The sequence below is a fragment of the Pantoea sp. X-Soil-TKNS-1211 genome, assembly GCF_059730495.1.
On sequence record NZ_AP035953.1, the window covers coordinates 2,700,787 to 2,717,055 of the forward strand.

The window sequence follows — 16,269 nt, forward strand, 5'->3', positions numbered from 1 at the left end:
CGCCGCTACAGCCAGTTAGAAATGCACGTTGGCCGTCAACAGGAAAGTACGTGGCTCACCCGGATGGTAGCGGTAACCACTTTTGTTGATGGAGGCAACATAGTTGGTGTCGAAAACGTTGTATACGTTAAGCTGCAAATCAAGATTGTTGTTCACCTTATAGCCCAGCTTCGCGTCTGCCACCCAGTAACCTTCGGTGTGGTCTGGCGTGCCCACAGCACCATCGCTTCCGCGACGCAGGCTGCCAACATAACGCGTACCGGCCCCCACGGAAAGCGCATCGGTGGCCTGGTAGTTGGTCCACAACGTGAAAGCATGTTTTGGCGTATACGCCAGCGCGGAGGATCCGTCCTGCGCCACATTGGCACCTTCGGTGACAGAAGCATGTTGCAGGGTATAACCGGCGATCACCTGCCAGTCCGGGGTAATATTACCGGTGGCCGACAGCTCATAACCTTCAACGCGTTTCTTACCGTATTGCGAGTAAGTGCCATCGTCATTGGCGGTCACTTCGTTCTCAATATCGGTACGGAACAGCGCTGCATTCAACAGCAGACGTTTATCCAGTACTTCCCACTTGGTGCCCACTTCGCTGGATTTGGCTTTCTGCGGTTTGAAATCGGTACGGTTGGCGCTGTTACCGGAGCCACCCGCTGCCAGCGCGAAGTTGCTGCCACCCGGCGGTTGCTGGGAGATGGCATAGTTAACATAGACGTTGCCATGCTCGGTCAGGCGATACAGGGCACCCGCTTTCCAGTTGACCAGATTGCCCGATTTCGCGGTATCGACAGTGGTAACTGGCGTACCGGTCGCCACGCCCGCCGGACAGGCCAGCGCACCGCGCCCGGTGCCGCCACAAGCGGTAGCGCTGTCATAGTCGGTGTGATAGTTGTCGAGACGAATGCCACCGTTCAGCTCAAAGTTTTTGGTGATCGCCAGGGTATCGAAGGCGTAAATACCAAAGGTATCGGTCTGGCCGTTAGCGTTAGCGCCGTTACGGTTCAACCCACCCAGCGAAATGTCGCTGATCGGATGGTAGATATTCACGACAGGCGCGGTGATCGGGGTGACGCCGTAGTTGGTCTGATTTTCACGGGTAAACTCGACCCCGGCGCTGACATCATGCCCGACTGAACCGGTATAGAACTTCGAGGTGATATTGGTCTGGTTGGTCAGGATGCGGTTACTGACATCTTTCAGGTTGACGTTACGTGTCCAGGTCCAGGTGTTCACATCGTTCGGGTTCGGCATACCAATGGTGCTACCCATCACCGCCGTCAGCAAATACTCCTGCTTCACCCGCGACCAGCGCGTGGTGTTGCGGATGGTGGTGTTATCCGACAAATCATGCTCGAAACGCATGGTCACGGTATCGGTGGTGGATTTGTCGAAATCTGAATCGGTGCCGTAGTAGTTACTGGTCGCTACCTTGCCGGACGTATTCAGCGCAGAGGAGGCTGCGGTTGGTGAAGAGTAGCCCGGCAGCCCGATGGTCGGAATGCCGCCGTCCGGGGTGTTGTTCTGGTGAACGTGCAGATAATTGAGGTACAGGCGGGTGGAGGTATCGAGGCCAAATGCCAACGACGGTGCCACGCCATAACGTTCATTCTGGATATTATCGCGACCGGCATCATGGGTTTTTTCACCCATCAGATTGAGGCGGAACGCGGCGTTATCGCTGATCGCCTGGTTGTAATCCAGCGTACCGCGACGCATCCAGGCGCTACCCACGCTGACCGACGCATCCAGACCAGTATCAAGGCGCGGCTGTTTGCTGATCATATTGATGGAGCCAGACGGAGCGCTGCGGCCATAGTCAGTGCCTGAAGGGCCTTTGATCACTTCCACCTGCTCGGTGTTGAAGGTGTCACGGGTCACGCTGCCGATATCACGGATACCATCGACATAGATGCTGTTCGAGGTATCCATACCGCGCATATACACTGCATCACCGGTCGACGAGCTGCCGTTTTCTCCAGCATAAAACGCCCCGACGCCCGGCACGTTTTTCAGCGCATCGGTCAGGTTATTCACGCCCTGATCTTTCATCACCTGATCAGGGATCACCGTGATGGTACGGGTGGTATCCACCAGCGGCTGGGTAAATTTAGGATCGGCGGAAACGCCTGGTGAATAGAGTGACGGCGTTTGCGCCTCCACCACCAGGGTATCGTCGTTCTTTTTAGTGGTGTTGTCAGCGGCCAGTGCGGCGGCTGGAGAGATCCCGATACACAGCCCGGTAAACAAGGTCAGCGAGTTAAAGCTACCAAACGGCAGGTTGCGATTTTTATCCATTTTAAGAAGTGTGGGTTCGTTGTAGTTATTGACGCGCACAACGGGCCGTACAAAATGGCCCGCACCTCAAATGATAAGAAGAATGGTTATCATTTACTTTCGTATTTTTGCACGAGCGCAACGGTAAGGAAACACATTTCTTTACGCTATCATTACGAATTCAATACAATTGAAGGAAATGCGGAGGGTTTGTAAGAATTATTTAAACAATGTGCAGAAATTCGTCAGAAATGGAGCAAAAAAAAGCGCGATAAATCGCGCAGCTACGGTTTCGAGCGATACGTAGCGGCCCGATTTATCGCGCACGGCCCAACACGCACAGCTCATTCCAGTAGCTGTAACGCATCACCAGATGGAAGCGTTCATCTTTCATAGTAACGGTAAACCGTTGGGTGAAATTCAATGCCATACAGCTGGCTTATCGGGATCAATAGCTCAATATGTTTGTTGAAATCCACCTCACTCTCTTCAACCGTTGTCGTAGACTGCGGCTCCACCAGACGCTTGAACCACAGGAGCAGTAACTTTTTCATCGGCAGTTCTCCAGAAATGTTTGACCCTGTCAGTTAAGCGCAATCCGCCATATAACCAAAACAAGAAGTTCTGCACTCAATTGCTACAAATTGCATATAACGTCAGGCATGGGGTGGTAGCGCTGCACCTTCGATGCGGCAACGCAGCCAGTCCCGCGCGCGGTAATAACGCAGCGTCAGTTGCGGACCAAAGCCCATCCAGAATGGCGCTTTATGCAACGGCTCAATCTTCAGCGCCAGCTCGCTCTCTGGCAGCTCCAGCGCCCACTCGGCCAGAATACCGCCCAACATACTGCCGGTTGGTACGCCTCGCCCGGAGAGGCCCGTCAGCGCTACCACGCCAGGTGCCAGTTGATACAAACGTGGAATGGTGCGTTGCTGCATATCCAGCTCGCCGTACCAGAAATAGTCCCAGCGCAGCGGCTGATCGATGGCCGGATGCAGCCAGCGCAGACGATCACTCATCACCTGCCAGGTATAATTCATCTCACGCCCGCGCCGTCCCATCGGGAACATGGATGCGACGATGCGCCCTTGCTGGTTATATTTGTAGACATAGATATCACCACGTCCATCATGAATGGTGGTGTTTAGAGGCAATACCTTGCTGCGCAACGCCGCATCCAGCGGCTGAGTCGCCGCGACAAACACCCGCATAATGCGAAAACTCTGCTCCAACTGTGGCCATCCTGCCACGGTGTAAGCCCCGGTGGCGAAAATGACTTTGTCTGCCAACACATGGCCCTGTGGCGTAGTCACCTGCCATCTATTCCCTTGCTTTTTCACCTCACTAACCGGAGAGGCACAATAGACTTCCCCGCCCTCCTGCCCCACTGCCCGCGCCAGGCCGCGCGCATAGCCGAGCGGGTTGAGATGCCCCCCTTCATGATGAAACCAGCCACCATAGAAACGTGGGCTGCCGCTGATGCGCTCTGCCTGGGCGGCATCCACAGCTTCGGTATGTGCCCCGACCGCGTTGTACTGGCGCGCTTTCTCCTCGATCAACTTCATGGCTCCGGGGCGCGCCGCCGCCTGGAGATAGCCGTTCTGTTGCCATTCACAATCAATCTGGTAATCGCGAATCATCGCGCTGACCTGGTGATTGGCCTGGGTCTGACGCCGAATTAACCGTTCGGCCCAGGGTTCGCCCAGCAAGCGACGCAGTTCCGGCAGCGAGAAATGGGTGAAGGTGGGGGTACAGTGCCCGGCATTACGCCCGGAACCGCCAAAACCCGCCTGCTGTGCTTCCAGCAGAATGACTTTCACCCCTTGCTTAGCCAGCGTCAGCGCGGTGGTCAGCCCGGTGTAGCCGCCGCCCACCACGCACACATCGGCGCGATGTTCTCCCTGCAAAAACGGCAAATCAGGTGCGGCTGCCGCCGTGGCAAACCACAGCGAATCTTCAAATGGGGAGAATCGGGCCATTGCGCATCACCTCACTCTTTGTCGCTACGGGCATCCAGTGCATCACGCAGCCCATCACCAATGAAGTTAAAGCAGGTCACCGCCAGTGTGATGGCTATGCCTGGCACCAGCGCCAGCCAGGGCGCACGGATCAGGTACTGCTGCGCGCCGTTCAGCATATTGCCCCAACTGGGCAACGGCGGCTGGATACCGTAACCAAGAAAGCTGATATAGGCTTCCAGCAGGATGGCGCGCGCCACCGTCAGCGTCGCCGCGACGATAATTGGCCCGACCACATTTGGCAGCAGTTCCCGGAACATAATCCAGCGCCCGGAAAGCCCCAGCATGCGCGCCGCCAGGATATATTCGCGCTCACGCAGCGAACGTACTTCGGCCTCCACAATACGCGCCACCTCCATCCAACTGGTCACGGCGATAATTACCGTGATCATCGCCGGGTCCGGCTTGATAAATGCCGCCAGCGCCAGCAACAGAAACACGCTGGGAAAGGCCAGAAACGCATCGACGATACGCATCAGCACGGCACCAACGCGGCCACCGTAGTAACCGGCCACAATGCCGACCAGCGTCCCCAGCATGATGCTGAGCACCATGGCAAAGAAACCGACCAGCAGCGAAATGCGCCCGGCCATCAACAGGCGTGCCAGTAAATCACGCCCCAGTGGATCGGTGCCCAGCCAGTGCCAGCCGGTCAACGGCGGTGCAAAACGCGCGCGCAGATCGATATGTAAATCGTCAAACGGTAGCAGTGACGGGCCAAAGGCACAGGCCAGTGCCATCAGGATAATCAGCAGCAGACTGGCGCAGGCCAGTTTATGGCGCACAAAGCGTTGTAGCGTACGGTTGCGTAGCCAGCGCACCGGTGTTACTGGCGGCGTAATCACAGAAGATGCCATCTTGCCTCCTTAAGCAGGGCGAATACGAGGATCGACCAGCGCGGTAATCACATCCGCCAACAGGTTGCCAATCAGCACCAGAATCGCCGAGCACATCAACAAACCCATCACCACCGGATAATCGCTATAGCCGAGGCTATCGAGAAACAGACGCCCCATACCCGGCCAGGTAAACACCGTCTCCGCCACCAGCGCGCCGCCCAGGATGGTCGGCAGCTGCATCCCGGCGAGGGTGATCATCGGTAACAGCGCATTGCCCACCACGTGCTTCAGTAACACGCGACGTGGTGACACCCCTTTAGCACGCGCGGTTTTGATGAAATCCTGATTGATCACTTCCAGCGTGGCAGTGCGCATATAACGGCTCCAGATCGCCACATCGACAAAAGTCAGTACCAGTACTGGCAACACCAGATGACGCAGCACATCCAGTAACGATCCATCGCCCACCGTGTACATGTTCCCGGCGGGTAGCCATTGCAGCTTCAGAGCAAAAAAGTAGATCGCCACCAGTCCGAACCAGAAAGTCGGAATCGATAGCGCCACCATCGCTCCCATGGTGGCAAAGCGATCAAACAGGCTGTCGCGCTTGATGGCGCTCTGAATTCCGATCCACACACCGATGGCGATCGAGAACACCATCGAGGTGCACATCAACAGCAAGGTCGCGGGCAGATGAGAAAAAATAATGTTCAGTACCGGCTGGCCGTCGCGATAGGAACGCCCCCAATCACCGCGCAGCAGATGGCTGAGCCAGTCGAAATATTGCACCGGCAACGGTCGGTTCAGCCCCATTTGCGTGGCGATACGTTGCATCGCCTCCTGAGTCATTCCCGGCGTTAAGGCGTATTGCGACAACGGTCCGCCGGGTGCCAGATTGAGTGCGGCAAAACCGATAATCGATACCAGGAACAATAGAATGATACTTTGACCGCAACGTCGTAACAGAAATGCGCCCATGGCTCTCCTCCCCGGCGTGACGCTGACCGCGCGTCACGCACCTTGTGAATGGCATCAGGCTTGCTTATCCCAGTACCAGGTGTTGGCGTTCCAGCTGTCGATACGCACGTTGATGTTGGGCGTGATGTTCTCCGCACCCTGCTTGTGGCCGCGCACGTTGGCAAAGCTGAACAACGTCAGGAAAGGCATGTCCTTACGCACCAGCGACTGGATTTGCAGATACGCCGCTTTGCGTTGCTCTGGCGCGAACTCGGCACTACCCTGCGCCAGCAGTTTATCGACCTCGGGATTCTTGTACTGAAACACGTTCTGCCCCGCCCCACCCTGCGCCGGGATGGCATCAGAACGCATATAGGTGGCGGTGTCGGGATCGGAACCGGTGAGGTAATTCAGGCCAACAATCGCGCTGTCGAATTTCGACAGCATCCAGTAATCCCCCCACATCACCGCTGGCGGCAGGTTGGCAATCTTCATCTCCACACCGATCTCCTGGAAGCTTTGCTGCATAAACTGCTGCATCTGTTCACGCAGATGGTTGCCCGCGGTAGTGGAGTTGGTAAACGACAATTTGACGCCATTCTTCTCGCGGATACCACCCGCACCCGGTTTCCAGCCCGCTTTATCCAGCAAGGCTTTGGCTTTATCGAGGTTGAATTCGTGCGCCGGTAGATCGGCGTTGAAATAGGCCGACTGGCGCGGCATATAGGTTTCGGTCGCTTTCGGCAGCCCGTAATAAAGCGCATCAATAATGGTTTGTTTATCAATGGCGTAATACAACGCCTCACGCACTGCCGGGTCCTGGAATTGGGGGCGGGCGAGGTTAAAAGCAAAGTTCTCGATGGTGGCACTCTGGAACACATCCACCACTTTACCCGGCAGTTTTTTCGCCTCGTCGTAGTGGTCGGCTGAAATCCACTGCAACCCGGCGATATCAATATCGCCAGACACAAATTGCGTATACATCACGTTGAGGTCCGGGATGTACTTATAAATCAGGCGATCCAGTTTCGGTCCATCGCCGTAGTAATCTTTGTTGGCAGTCAGTTCAATATGGTCGCCCGGCACCCGCTCCTGCCATTTGAACGGTCCGGTGCCGATCGGCGCACTGTTAAACGGCGCGGTGTTTTTGTCCTGTACGTTGGCAAAACCGTGTTTCGGAATGATGAAGGTAGCGGCAAGGATTGAGGTGTATGGCGAATAGGGTTTCTCCATCCGCCATTTGATCTCAGTCGGAGAGACCACGGTGATATCACGCACCAGCTCATGACCAGAGCGGCTCCAACTGCGGAAATTGGGGTCCACCAATAATTCGAGGGTGAATTTCACATCTTCGGCGGTAAACGGCTGCCCATCGTGCCACTTCACCCCCTCGCGCAGTTTGAGATGGAAATTCAGGCCATCGGCCGAGATACCGCCATTAGCCTGCGTCGGTACTTCGGTTGCCAGTGCCGGGGTGAAGTTACCTTTCTCATCCACGCCGAACAGCGGGTCAAACAGGCTGAAATGCAGACCGTCATCCACCTCGATATGCGGCATCAACGGGTTGAACACCGTCGGTTCTTGCGAGAACCCCACCACCATCTGTCCACCGCTCCCGGCTGCTCCGGTCATTGCCGCGCGCGCAACAGTACTGCCAAACAACCCCGGCAGCGCCATTGCGGCGGTGCCGGAGGCCAGATACACCAGCGCCTGCCGACGGGAAATTTTTGGCAGGGAATCTGCAAACTTATCGCTCATCGTTTTTCCTCAGGTGAACAGAAACACAACGCCGCGCTGCGGCAATAAGAGTTAGTAGCCGGTCATAATTTCAATCTTCGAACCATCAGTGAAACGTGAAAAACGGAACGCTTTCGGGTCCACCACCGGGGTGCGGTTCAGCACCAGATCGGCGGTGAGGCGTCCGGCTCCCGGACCAATACCAAAACCGTGGCCGGAGAAACCGGTCGCCATCACCAGGCCGGGGTAGCGGTCAATATGGGAAATCACCGGAATGGCGTCAGGCAGCACATCAATGCATCCGCCCCAGCGTTGTGCCACCTTGAGTCCGGCCAGCGCGGGTATTTGCTGCTTGAGTTGCTCCAGCACTTTGTTGGTGAGTTTTTTCGACGGCGGCAGATCGAGCACGCGGCAGTACTCAAATGGGCTGGGTTCATCCAGATGCCAGTGGCGCGCCATACGCCACTCGTCATAGAAGCGTCCGGTCAGCCGCAGCCGCAGCGATCCCCACTCATGCCGCAGCGCAGGCAGGAAGTTGCGGGCAAAACGGAAGCTGTCTGGCACGATATCCACTTCGCTTTCATGCCCGGAGGCGATGGAGTAGCCGCCGTCCTGGCGTTTGCGAATGGCGAAATCGCGCGTCCAGAATGCCGCTTCCGGCCCGCCGGGCAGTGGCGCGGTGCGCACCACGCTGTTTAATACTTTAAGTTGTGGCAGAAGCAGACCAAAACGTTGCGCCATCAACCCGGACCAGGCCCCACCCGCCAGCACCACGCTGTGACAGGCGAGCGCCCCTCGTTCGGTAACCACCCCGGAAATCCGTCCACCGCTGGTTTCAATACCGCGTACTGCGCACTCCGTCAGAATATGGGCACCGTGGCGACGCGCCGCTTCGGCGATGGCCGGAGCGGCTTTCTGCGGCTCGGCACGACCATCATCCGGGGTATAGAGCGCGCCAACGCCCTGCACTTTATGGCCGGGAAACAGTTTTTCGACCCCGTCACGATCCAGCATCTCAGCACGAAAACCGGTGCCATCCATATGGCGTGACCAGTTTTGCAGTTCACTGAATTCCCGGTCGTTGGCGCAGTTAAAGGTAATGCCCGCGCGCTGATAACCGGTATCCGCTTGTAAACGTTGATCCAGCTGCTGCCAGAGTCGCAGCGATTCCGCCATCAACGGCACTTCACGCGGATCGCGGCGAGCCAGCCGTACCCAACCCCAGTTACGGCTCGACTGCTCATGACCAATGCCGCCCTTTTCGCACAGCGCGACACTGACGCCTTGTTCAGCAATCTCCAGCGCGGTGGCGCAACCAATAATGCCGCCGCCAATCACCACTACATCGACTTTTTCCGGTAATGTCACATCGCCGTGCACGGGTACTACAAACGGACCTGGCATAATTATTCCCACGGGTTATTGGCAGTTATTTATTTCCGACATCAGCCGCAAGCAGTAATATTTCGGCAACAGCTCACCGCGCGGGCGAAATTAATTTATCACCCACCGTTACCATCCGATTTTATTACTGCGTTACGGCTGTAAGACTTTTTTTAATAACCGAATGACGGTCTGTTTTTCTCTCGCCGTCAACCGTTGAAAAAAACGATCTTCCTGTTGCTGTGCCAATTCGCGCACGCGTTGTGCCAGTGCCTGGCCATGTTCGGTAAGAAACAACGCCTGGGAGCGGTTATCGCTGTGGTCAGCTTCACGCATCAGTAACTGTTGTTGTTCCATCTGGTCGATCAGGCGCGCCATGGCAGAACGGTCGCGCTGGATTACATCGGCAATCACCGAGGGCCGAATACCGGGGTGGCGGTCCACCACCAGCAGGGTGCTGATTTTGCCGGTGCCGCGCGCCACTTCAAGTCCGGCGAGTTGCTGGTCGAGGTCGCGCGACACGGCGATATTGATGCTGCGAATGTAAAAACTCAGCATATTACCCAACGGTCCCAAATCCACGTCGGTGGCCTGTTGCGGAACGGCAGGTGCGGCTGGTTTTGTCATTCTGCGCTCCACATAACTGAAAAAAAACGTCTCAGAAGAAGGGATTAGGGCAGTGCTAACTTTCATCCAGTATTGGTAAAATAGTGGACAATGACAACGACTTTTGTCATAGCTTTTTCCAATTTCACTTAAGACATCACCCGTTCCTCAGCGTGACCGGGAATGGCGCTAACCAACTGTTGGGTATAGCGATGCTGCGGCTCACGGAACACCGCCTGTGGCGTACCCTGCTCCACAATTTCGCCCTTAAACAGCACCGCGATGCGGTCACAAATCTGGCTGGCAACACGCAGATCGTGGGTGATAAAAATCATCGCCACCTGAGTTTGCTGCTGAATACTGCGCAGCAATTCCAGTACCTGCGCCTGAATTGACACATCCAGCGCCGACACCGACTCATCGGCCACCAGCAACACCGGATCGAACATCAGCGCGCGGGCAATACCGATACGCTGGCGCTGACCACCGGAAAATTCATGCGGAAAACGGTTCCAGGCACTGGCATCCAGTCCGACTCGTTGCAGCAGCTGTTTTGCCTTGCGTTCAACCTCCAGTGGCGTCATGCCGCCCAACGCCAGCGGCCCGGCAGACAGGATAGTGCCGATGGTATGACGTGGATTGAGCGAGGCAAACGGGTCCTGAAAAATCATCTGGATATAGCGCCGCAGCGGGCGGAATTCGTTCTCTTTCATCGGCTGGATATCACGGCCGTCAAACAGGATTTCGCCGCTATCCGCCGCCAGCAGTTTCAGCAGCACCCGACCGAGCGACGATTTGCCCGAGCCGGACTCACCGACAATCCCGAGGGTTTCACCCTTGTTGAGGCTGAAGCTGACGTTGTTAAGCGCCTTCACTTCACGGCTGCGACTCAGCCAGCCCCCCTCGCTGCGGTAGGTTTTCACCAGGTTTTTCACCTGCAACACGGTCGGCGTGTTACGCACATCCTTTTCCCCCGCATGCATACGAGGCACGGCGGCAATCAGCTTCTGCGAATAGGGGTGCTGCGGTGCGTTGAGCACCTGCTGCGCCAGGCCGGACTCCACCATGTGGCCCTTCTCCATCACAATCACCCGATCGGCAATCTCCTCCACCACGCCAAAATCGTGGGTAATAAACATCACGCTCATCGCCTTGCGCTGTTGCAGACCACGAATCAGCCGCAGGATTTGTGCCTGGGTGGTGACATCGAGCGCGGTGGTGGGTTCATCGGCAATCAACACATCGGGATCGAGCGCCAGCGCCATAGCGATCATCACCCGCTGACGCTGACCACCGGAGAGGCGAAATGGGTGTTGATGCTGAATTTTAGCGGGTTCCGGCAGTCCCACCTCTTCCAGCAGCGCCAGCACTTTTTGCTGGCGGGAGGCGGCAGTGCCGACGTTATGCGCCAGCATCACCTCGGCGATTTGCTCGCCGATGGTCATCAACGGATTGAGGGCCGACAGAGGATCCTGAAAAATAATGGCGAGGGTTTTCCCTTGCAGTTGGCGCAGCTGTTCCGGCGTTTGTTGCAGTAGATTGGTGCCTCGCAGCAGGATCTCGCCGCCCTGCACGCGCAGGGCTTTGGGTAACAGGCCCATGGCGGCATGGGCCGTGACGGATTTGCCTGAACCGGACTCACCAATAATACAAAGGATTTCTCCCGGCCACAGATCGAAGCTGAGATTTTCTACCGCATAGCGACGGTCCATTCCGGCGGGCAGCGCCACCGAAAGTTGGCGCACGGAAAATAATGGGGCGATGTTGTCAGGGTTTTCCATATTGACGCTCCTGGTTGCACAGAAAAATAACTTTTTCAGTATCGAAGCCAGCGGTTAAATAACGGAATTGACCAGCAGGGTGAATGTGATTTTTTAAATTAAGAAGGGAAAATGACACAGAAAGGTTGAGAATAAATAATAGGTTTTACTTATTTCGCATCCATCTAATCTGCGCGATAAATCGCGCCGCTACAAAAGATAGCACATACTGTAGCGGCGCGATTTATCGCGCGTCGTTAACAAAAATTACCCCCCGCTTTTGGCGATCATCCGGCGGTAATTATTCAGCCATTTGCCACTGGTCAAACGCCACCAGAAGCAGATACCGCGCACCGTCCAGTCGAGGAACATACCGAGCCACACGCCAATCACCCCCATGCCCAGCACGATACCGAGCAGATAACCGGCCACTACGCGCGCGCCCCACATGCTGAACATCGAGACATACATGGTGTAACGCGCATCACGCGCCCCTTTCAGCCCGGCAGGTAACACCCAGGAGGCGGTCCAGATGGGCATAAACGCGGCATTCAGCCAGATCAGGTGTTTGGTCACCGTAATCACCTCCGGGTCGCGGGTATAGAATTTCGCCAACAACCCGGCGATTGGCACGGTGATCGCCGCCAGGCTACATAAGCCAATCATCGCCAGCCAGAAAACATGCTTGATTTGCCGTTCCGCCTGCATCACCTGATTACGTCCGAGGCGTTTACCTGTGATAATGGTCGATGCAGAGCCTAAAGCGTTGCCCGGCAGGTTAATCAGCGTCGCAATCGAGAAGGCGATAAAGTTACCGGCGATTTCGTTGGTGCCCATCCCGGCGACAAAAATCTGCGTCAACAGCTTACCGCCATTGAACAGCACCGACTCGATACTGGCCGGTACGCCGATGCTTAGCACTTCCATCAAAATGCCGTAATTCCAGCGGCGAAAGTAGCTTTGGATGGAGATCTTCAGTGCGGGATTGATGCCGAGATACAACACATAAATTGCCGCAATCGCCCCGATATAACGTGAGATGGTCAGCCCCAGTCCGGCACCAATAAAGCCCAACCCTTCCCAGCCGAGACAGCCATAAATCAACACGGTGCTGATAATGATATTGAGGATGTTCATCCCACCGTTAATCAGCATCGGGATCTTGGTATTCCCCGCCCCACGCAACGCCCCGCTACCAATCAGCGCAATCGCCGCCGCCGGATAGCTCCAGGCTGAGGTTTGCAAGTAACTGAGCGCCAGCTCCTTAACCTTGGGTTCGGCGCTGCCGGCAATCACATCAATGATCAGGTGGCCCCAAATCTCAATGACGATCACCAGCACAAACGCCAGCACCGTCATCAATCCCAGCGACTGGCGCGTTGCCGCACGCGCTCGTTTGCCATTGCGTTTGGCAAGGCTGAACGCCACCACCACCGTGGTGCCGAGATCGATAGCGGCAAAGAATGAGATGATCACCATATTGAAGCTGTCGGCCAGACCTACGCCCGCCATCGCTTCTTTACCCAGCCAACTGACCAGGAAGGTACTCAGGACGCCCATCAGCATCACACATAAGTTTTCGATAAAGATGGGCACGGCCAGCGGCGTGATCTCACGCCATAACAGCGTGCGATAAGAACGGCGTTTCGGATACCACGCCGTATTTCTGATCGCCCGCATCACTGCTACGCCAGGATTTTGCAAGGGAATACCAAATCACTTTGGACAAGAAGAATAATAATGATAGGACGCTAACAATTATGCAAAATGTTTCCCGTCAACATTTAATCATTATTACAAACTTTTTGTCCCCGAGGCGGCAGGATGTTCGACTGCGCCCCCCAGATAGGCGCTGCGCACCTCCTCGTTATGCAGCAGGTCGTCGCCGCTGCCGCTGAGTTTTATCTCACCGTTAACCATCACATAACCCCGGTCCGCCAGTTGCAGGGCATGGCGCGCGTTCTGTTCCACCAGGAACAGCGTCATGCCCTGCTGCGTCAGCTCACGCAGGATGGCGAAGATTTGCTTCACCACCAACGGTGCCAGCCCGAGGCTGGGTTCATCCAGCAGCAACAACTTGGGTCGGCTCATCAACGCGCGGGCAATCGCCAGCATCTGCTGCTCACCACCCGATAACGTCATCGCGCGCTGTTTGCGCCTTTCCAACAGGCGGGGAAACAGCTGATACATCCGATCCTTATCCTCACGCGCGAAGCGTTCGCCGATCGCGATGGTGCCCATCAGCAGATTTTCCTCCACCGTCATATCGGGAAAGATACGTCGCCCTTCAGGCGCCTGCGCGATACCACTGGCGGCGATAAAATGGGTGGAACGGTGGCTGATGGCTTCACCGCGAAAACGAATCTCTCCGGCAGCGATGCGCGGCTGACTGAAAATCGACATCAGCAACGTCGATTTTCCCGCCCCATTGGCGCCAATCAACGCCACGGTTTCCCCCTCGTTGACCGTCAGCGACACCTGCTTCAGTGCCTGCACCGGGCCATAAAACACATCCACCTGTTCAAAGCTCAGCATCGGTTCAGACATGGTCATCCTCCTCTTCCGCGCCAAGATAGGCGGCAATCACCCGTGGGTCATGACGGATTTGCTGCGGCGTGCCCTGGGCAATCACGTCACCGTGATCCAGCACTACGATATGATCGGAGATGCGCATCACCATCGGCATATCGTGTTCAATCAACAACACGCTGATGCGGTGATCGGCACGCAGCCGGTGCAAAATCTGGCTTAACGCCTCGGTCTCCACCGGATTTAGTCCGGCTGCCGGTTCATCAAGGCAGATCAGTTCCGGGCGGGTACACATGGCGCGGGCAATCTCCAGCCGTCGCTGCTGCCCGTAAGATAACGTGCCCGCCAGTCGGTTAGCGCTACCAACCAGTTCAACATTCTCCAGCCAGTAAAACGCCCGATCCAGCGCGCGGCTCTCGGCTTCGCGATAACCACGGGTATTCAGGATGCCAGCAATCAGCTGACGGTTAACCTGCATATGCTGCGCCACCAGCAGGTTCTCCACCACCGACATCTCGCGGAACAGGCGGATATTCTGGAAGGTCCGCGCCAGCCCGGCGCGGTTCACCAGATGTGCGCCACCGAACATTTTGTACCAGACACGTGAACCCAGCCGCGTCGGATGCAACCAGTCGCCTGGATGGATTTTCTGCCCCAGCACCTGGATCACATCGGTCGATCGCTGATTGGCGTTGAGGGTAATACGCCCACCGGTGGCGCGATAGAAGCCGGTTAAGCAGTTAAACACCGTGGTTTTACCCGCGCCGTTCGGGCCGATCAGCGAGGTCACCGATCCGCGCTCCACCGCCAGGCTGACATCATTCAGCGCCTTGATACCGCCGAAGCGCATCATGAGGTTATCCACCTGCAAAATCGCATCACTCATGGCGCACTCCTTTACGCAACGGCACACCCACGCGTGCGGTGCGCACCAAACCGCGCGGCCGCCAGATCATCATCAGCACCATCAACATGCCAAACAACAACACACGATATTCGGCAAAGCTGCGTAACAGCTCCGGGGCCACCGTGAGGACAAAGGCCGCCAGCACCACACCAAGGGTGGAACCCATACCGCCCAGCACCACAATGGCAAGGATCAGTGCCGATTCAAAGAAGGTGAATGAGGTAGGATTGACGAATCCCTGATAGGTAGCAAAAAACACCCCGGCAATACCCGCAGTGGATGCGCCGAGCATAAACGCCGACAGCTTGACCAGCACATGATTCAGTCCCATCGCGCGGCAGGCGATCTCATCCTCGCGCAGCGCTTCCCACGCACGACCAATCGGCATGCGCGTCAAGCGATGTTTGATCCACAACACCAGCACCACCACCAGAACCAGCACCACGTAGATAAAGATAAACTTCATATTCGGGTTGTAGTCGAGATGGAAAAACTCGTTGTAGGGGACGCCACCTTCGCGGGCACGACGACCAAACTCCAGGCCAAAAAAGGTCGGTGACGGCACCGACACGCCATTGGGGCCACCGGTGAAGGTCAGCCAGTTGTTGAGGATCAGACGGATGATTTCCCCAAACCCGAGGGTGACAATCGCCAGATAATCACCGTGCATACGCAGCACAGGAAAGCCAAGTAGCGCTCCGGCGAAGGCCGCCATCAACGCCGCCAGCGGCAGCATGCTCCAGAAACCGAGGCCGAGATATTCATAACCCAACGCCAGGCCATAGGCACCAATGGCATAAAACGCGACATAACCGAGGTCCAGCAATCCGGCGAGACCGACCACGATGTTCAACCCGAGGCCGAGCAAGACATAAATTAACCCGAGGATCGCCACCGTGAGCAGGTATTTACTGGAGAGAAACGGAAAGGCCAGTGCCAGCACCAATACCAGCGGCAGGATCCAGCGCAGCGCTGAGCGATGGCCCGGTTCGCGCACATACACCCCGTCATCGCTGCCTTCGAACTTACGCGCGAAACGCTGCCCGGCGTGCGTTTGCAGCACCAGGCTCAGCAGCAGACGCCCCACCATCACCACACCCACCAACAGCGCCACCCGCAGCGGCGACAGGTGAAAACTGTAGCCATCCAGCACCACACCAACTATCGGACCAAACACCACCAGCGCCACCAGCCCGGCCATCAGGCAATCCAGCAGCGACTGCCGCACATTAACAGCTTGCGTCATTGCACTCATTTTG

The 16,269-nt window shown here is 56.5% G+C and carries 13 protein-coding genes; all 13 read right to left on the reverse strand.

Features of this window, described 5'->3' with window-relative positions:
• Positions 1-15 precede the first annotated feature (15 nt).
• On the reverse strand, positions 16-2,295 hold the full coding sequence (locus AC6I8W_RS12930; protein WP_497835333.1) for a catecholate siderophore receptor Fiu: 2,280 nt from the start codon (positions 2,293-2,295) through the stop codon (positions 16-18).
• A 362-nt stretch (positions 2,296-2,657) separates the two neighbouring features.
• A complete protein-coding gene (locus AC6I8W_RS12935; protein WP_497835334.1) occupies positions 2,658-2,828 on the reverse strand; it encodes a hypothetical protein in 171 nt (56 codons plus the stop codon).
• A 102-nt stretch (positions 2,829-2,930) separates the two neighbouring features.
• On the reverse strand, positions 2,931-4,253 hold the full coding sequence (locus tag AC6I8W_RS12940) for an NAD(P)/FAD-dependent oxidoreductase (protein WP_497835335.1): 1,323 nt from the start codon (positions 4,251-4,253) through the stop codon (positions 2,931-2,933).
• An 11-nt stretch (positions 4,254-4,264) separates the two neighbouring features.
• Positions 4,265-5,149 (reverse strand): ABC transporter permease, encoded by an 885-nt coding sequence (locus AC6I8W_RS12945; RefSeq protein WP_021182829.1) that lies wholly within the window; start codon positions 5,147-5,149, stop codon positions 4,265-4,267.
• Between the two features lie 9 nt (positions 5,150-5,158).
• On the reverse strand, positions 5,159-6,109 hold the full coding sequence (locus AC6I8W_RS12950) for an ABC transporter permease (RefSeq protein ID WP_497835336.1): 951 nt from the start codon (positions 6,107-6,109) through the stop codon (positions 5,159-5,161).
• 54 nt (positions 6,110-6,163) lie between these two features.
• The gene (locus AC6I8W_RS12955; RefSeq protein WP_497835337.1) at positions 6,164-7,846 is read right to left on the reverse strand and encodes a peptide ABC transporter substrate-binding protein; all 1,683 of its coding nucleotides are present in this window, start codon (positions 7,844-7,846) and stop codon (positions 6,164-6,166) included.
• 51 nt (positions 7,847-7,897) lie between these two features.
• The gene (locus AC6I8W_RS12960; RefSeq protein ID WP_497835338.1) at positions 7,898-9,229 is read right to left on the reverse strand and encodes an NAD(P)/FAD-dependent oxidoreductase; all 1,332 of its coding nucleotides are present in this window, start codon (positions 9,227-9,229) and stop codon (positions 7,898-7,900) included.
• A gap of 132 nt (positions 9,230-9,361) precedes the next feature.
• On the reverse strand, positions 9,362-9,835 hold the full coding sequence (locus AC6I8W_RS12965) for a MarR family winged helix-turn-helix transcriptional regulator (RefSeq protein WP_497835339.1): 474 nt from the start codon (positions 9,833-9,835) through the stop codon (positions 9,362-9,364).
• Between the two features lie 128 nt (positions 9,836-9,963).
• Positions 9,964-11,595, reverse strand: coding sequence for an ABC transporter ATP-binding protein (locus AC6I8W_RS12970; RefSeq protein WP_497835340.1), 1,632 nt, complete (start codon positions 11,593-11,595; stop codon positions 9,964-9,966).
• Between the two features lie 246 nt (positions 11,596-11,841).
• Complete coding sequence (locus AC6I8W_RS12975) at positions 11,842-13,254, reverse strand: EmmdR/YeeO family multidrug/toxin efflux MATE transporter (RefSeq protein WP_497835341.1); 1,413 nt, start codon at positions 13,252-13,254, stop codon at positions 11,842-11,844.
• 114 nt (positions 13,255-13,368) lie between these two features.
• On the reverse strand, positions 13,369-14,121 hold the full coding sequence (locus AC6I8W_RS12980) for an ABC transporter ATP-binding protein (protein ID WP_497835342.1): 753 nt from the start codon (positions 14,119-14,121) through the stop codon (positions 13,369-13,371).
• Positions 14,114-14,989, reverse strand: a complete 876-nt coding sequence (locus AC6I8W_RS12985) for an ABC transporter ATP-binding protein (protein ID WP_497835343.1) — start codon at positions 14,987-14,989, stop codon at positions 14,114-14,116. The genes AC6I8W_RS12980 and AC6I8W_RS12985 overlap by 8 nt, the downstream gene beginning before the upstream one ends.
• Entirely contained in the window at positions 14,982-16,265 is a 1,284-nt protein-coding gene (livM, locus tag AC6I8W_RS12990) for a high-affinity branched-chain amino acid ABC transporter permease LivM (protein WP_497835344.1), read from the reverse strand. The genes AC6I8W_RS12985 and livM overlap by 8 nt, the downstream gene beginning before the upstream one ends.
• Positions 16,266-16,269: the final 4 nt, after the last annotated feature.

Coding starts and splice junctions, on each gene's coding strand:
- AC6I8W_RS12960 (WP_497835338.1), bottom strand. CDS start 9,229: ATGCCAGGTCCGTTTGTAGTACCCGTGCACGGCGATGTGACATTACCG.
- AC6I8W_RS12980 (WP_497835342.1), bottom strand. CDS start 14,121: ATGTCTGAACCGATGCTGAGCTTTGAACAGGTGGATGTGTTTTATGGC.
- AC6I8W_RS12940 (WP_497835335.1), bottom strand. CDS start 4,253: ATGGCCCGATTCTCCCCATTTGAAGATTCGCTGTGGTTTGCCACGGCG.
- AC6I8W_RS12950 (WP_497835336.1), bottom strand. CDS start 6,109: ATGGGCGCATTTCTGTTACGACGTTGCGGTCAAAGTATCATTCTATTG.
- AC6I8W_RS12955 (WP_497835337.1), bottom strand. CDS start 7,846: ATGAGCGATAAGTTTGCAGATTCCCTGCCAAAAATTTCCCGTCGGCAG.
- AC6I8W_RS12965 (WP_497835339.1), bottom strand. CDS start 9,835: ATGACAAAACCAGCCGCACCTGCCGTTCCGCAACAGGCCACCGACGTG.
- AC6I8W_RS12970 (WP_497835340.1), bottom strand. CDS start 11,595: ATGGAAAACCCTGACAACATCGCCCCATTATTTTCCGTGCGCCAACTT.
- AC6I8W_RS12930 (WP_497835333.1), bottom strand. CDS start 2,295: ATGGATAAAAATCGCAACCTGCCGTTTGGTAGCTTTAACTCGCTGACC.
- AC6I8W_RS12985 (WP_497835343.1), bottom strand. CDS start 14,989: ATGAGTGATGCGATTTTGCAGGTGGATAACCTCATGATGCGCTTCGGC.
- livM (WP_497835344.1), bottom strand. CDS start 16,265: ATGAGTGCAATGACGCAAGCTGTTAATGTGCGGCAGTCGCTGCTGGAT.
- AC6I8W_RS12935 (WP_497835334.1), bottom strand. CDS start 2,828: ATGAAAAAGTTACTGCTCCTGTGGTTCAAGCGTCTGGTGGAGCCGCAG.
- AC6I8W_RS12945 (WP_021182829.1), bottom strand. CDS start 5,149: ATGGCATCTTCTGTGATTACGCCGCCAGTAACACCGGTGCGCTGGCTA.
- AC6I8W_RS12975 (WP_497835341.1), bottom strand. CDS start 13,254: ATGCGGGCGATCAGAAATACGGCGTGGTATCCGAAACGCCGTTCTTAT.